Here is a 2,090-nt window from a genome sequence, read left to right as displayed (position 1 = left end):
CACTTTTTAAGTGAAATGCAGTTTAGTAAAAAATTAAGTTAATATGGGCTATAGAACTCTTTTAAATAAATTCCATGAATAATTCAGGTTAATTTTGTTTTCATTATATTGTTGCTGTTGTAAATTGTTTTGATGAACAAATACTGTTTCAAATTTATTATTTTCTGCAACTTTATCTTTTTCTTGTATATGCTTTGTAAAATCATCTTTAATCAATATTTGAATCAAGTCATAAAACCAACCAAATCCAAATAAACCAAACGTAAAGAAATATAAAAATCCCCTTTTAAATTTACCAATTACAAAATAATGTCCGCCTAAAAAACCTGTAAATAAACAAATAATAAATAATTTCATTTTTTTTGAATTCATATTACCCAACCCCTAAAAAATATTATTTTAAATAGCTTTGAGAGTATTCTATTTTTTATTTGTTTTTTTCAACATTAGCATAATGCTCAGCTAACTTTTTTAAAACCATATCTGCTATATATTTCAATTCTTCTTCAGTTAAATTAGGTTTCTTTTCTATTTCAACTTCAATTTTTCTTTGTTTAGCTTCTTCAGGGAGGTAGTTATTCAGCTCTTTATTAGTTAAAATCATACCAGTTGGATTATCTGTTCTTCCGAGGAGGTAATCGGTGGTAACGTTAAAAAAATCAGCAATTTTATTTATTGTTTTTATATTAGGTTCTCTTTCATTATTTTCATACATTGCAATGGTTGAACGTGATACACCTAATATTTTAGCTAACTCTGGTTGTGTAATTTGTTTTTCAGTTCTCAATTTTTTTATTCTATCACCAATATGCATAAATTCACCTCCTCTATACTTAATATTTTAACACTAATAGTGACAATTGCAACATATAAATCAAAGAATAAATGCGAAATAATTAGATAATTAAAGAAAACTGCACAAAACGTGACATAATTAAATAATACAAACGTCACTAAATGTATACAATGTCACGAAAAGTGATATAATAGTAATTGAAAGGAGGGAGCCAAATGAAATTTAAAGAACTAAGAATAAAAGCAGGATTTCAAACAGCTAAAGAAGCAGCAAAATCATTAGGTATAAGTTATAGTATGTATCATAAAATTGAAACAGGTTATAGAGAGCCTGGTAAAGAACTTATCAAGAAAATGTGTGAAATTTTTCATTGCTCAATAGAAGATATTTTTTTAGCTATTGAAGTCACTAAAAGTGACAACAAAAATACAGCTTAGATTTTTGTTATTAGTATATGCATTTCTTATCAATAAATAGGAGGTTAAATATGGATAACAGTAATCTAACTGTTACCCAGGAAAAAAGGATAAGAGCAATACAAAAGATTATTGAACTTATTCAAGGAGAATTTAAAGGAATTGATATTACAGTAAGTTTTACAAAGAAGTTGTTAGAGGATTGTATAAGAGAATTAGATGAAACAGTTTATTCAAAATCACTAAGGGAGATGTGGGGAAACAAAGATTGGAGGTTTTCCCATGAAAATAAGGATTAAGGAATTAAGAAGAAAAAGAAATATGACACAAAGGCAGTTAGCTCTAAGAAGTGGAGTGGCTAAAAGTTATATCAATGAACTTGAAAAAGGTAAATATAACAACCCAAGTGCTGAAGTTCTGTGTAAACTTGCTAAAGCTCTAAGATGTAGCATAAATGAGTTGATAGACTGTGAGGGTGATGAAGATGGAAACAAAAATCTATAACGTAGAAGAAGTTGCAAAAATGCTTAGGTGTGGAAAAACAAGCATATATGAACTGATAAGGCAGAACAAACTCAGGTGTGTCAGAGTAGGTAGAAAGATTCTAATTCCTGAGATGTTTATAAATGAGTTTATAAATAATGGAGGTGCAAAGATATGTTAAAAAATTTAGATGACTTATTAGAAGTAGCTCATAAACTTCCACCAGAGGTATTTGACGACATTGAAAAGAGAATAACAGACTGGCTTGCAAGTGGAGGAAAAGAAACAGATCCATATATAAAAAGACAGCTAATGTATGCAGAACTATGGCTAAGAAGGAGAGGAGAATATGAAGGTATAAACAACAGAACTGTTTAGAAGTGAATAAAAAAAAA

Annotated in this window: 7 protein-coding genes; 5 read left to right on the top strand and 2 right to left on the bottom strand. The window is 28.4% G+C overall.

Annotated elements, in window-relative coordinates; translation table 11 throughout:
• Nucleotides 1-48: 48 nt before the first annotated feature.
• Together BUB63_RS13020 and BUB63_RS13015 are read right to left on the bottom strand one after the other, a co-directional pair.
• Nucleotides 49-372 (bottom strand): NINE protein, encoded by a 324-nt coding sequence (locus tag BUB63_RS13020; RefSeq protein ID WP_073250441.1) that lies wholly within the window; start codon nucleotides 370-372, stop codon nucleotides 49-51.
• Nucleotides 373-427: 55 nt separating this feature from the next.
• The gene (locus tag BUB63_RS13015) at nucleotides 428-814 is read right to left on the bottom strand and encodes a helix-turn-helix domain-containing protein (RefSeq protein WP_073250438.1); all 387 of its coding nucleotides are present in this window, start codon (nucleotides 812-814) and stop codon (nucleotides 428-430) included.
• Nucleotides 815-1,011: 197 nt separating this feature from the next.
• Between BUB63_RS13015 and BUB63_RS13010 the strand changes: the two genes are divergently transcribed.
• The 5 genes from BUB63_RS13010 to BUB63_RS12990 are packed head-to-tail and all read left to right on the top strand — an operon-like array spanning nucleotide 1,012 to nucleotide 2,073.
• Nucleotides 1,012-1,233 (top strand): helix-turn-helix transcriptional regulator, encoded by a 222-nt coding sequence (locus BUB63_RS13010; protein WP_073250435.1) that lies wholly within the window; start codon nucleotides 1,012-1,014, stop codon nucleotides 1,231-1,233.
• Nucleotides 1,234-1,283: 50 nt separating this feature from the next.
• A complete protein-coding gene (locus BUB63_RS13005; protein ID WP_073250432.1) occupies nucleotides 1,284-1,511 on the top strand; it encodes a hypothetical protein in 228 nt (75 codons plus the stop codon).
• A complete protein-coding gene (locus BUB63_RS13000; RefSeq protein WP_073250429.1) occupies nucleotides 1,495-1,716 on the top strand; it encodes a helix-turn-helix domain-containing protein in 222 nt (73 codons plus the stop codon). Before BUB63_RS13005 ends, BUB63_RS13000 begins: the two co-directional genes overlap by 17 nt.
• Nucleotides 1,697-1,876, top strand: coding sequence for a helix-turn-helix domain-containing protein (locus tag BUB63_RS12995; protein ID WP_084106798.1), 180 nt, complete (start codon nucleotides 1,697-1,699; stop codon nucleotides 1,874-1,876). The genes BUB63_RS13000 and BUB63_RS12995 overlap by 20 nt, the downstream gene beginning before the upstream one ends.
• Nucleotides 1,870-2,073 (top strand): DUF6877 family protein, encoded by a 204-nt coding sequence (locus tag BUB63_RS12990; protein WP_073250423.1) that lies wholly within the window; start codon nucleotides 1,870-1,872, stop codon nucleotides 2,071-2,073. The genes BUB63_RS12995 and BUB63_RS12990 overlap by 7 nt, the downstream gene beginning before the upstream one ends.
• The last annotated feature ends 17 nt before the right edge of the window (nucleotides 2,074-2,090 follow it).

The sequence above is a fragment of the Caloramator proteoclasticus DSM 10124 genome, assembly GCF_900129265.1.
GTDB classification, from domain to species: Bacteria; Bacillota; Clostridia; order Clostridiales; family Caloramatoraceae; genus Thermobrachium; species Thermobrachium proteoclasticum.
This window is presented reverse-complemented; position numbering and strand designations above follow the sequence as displayed.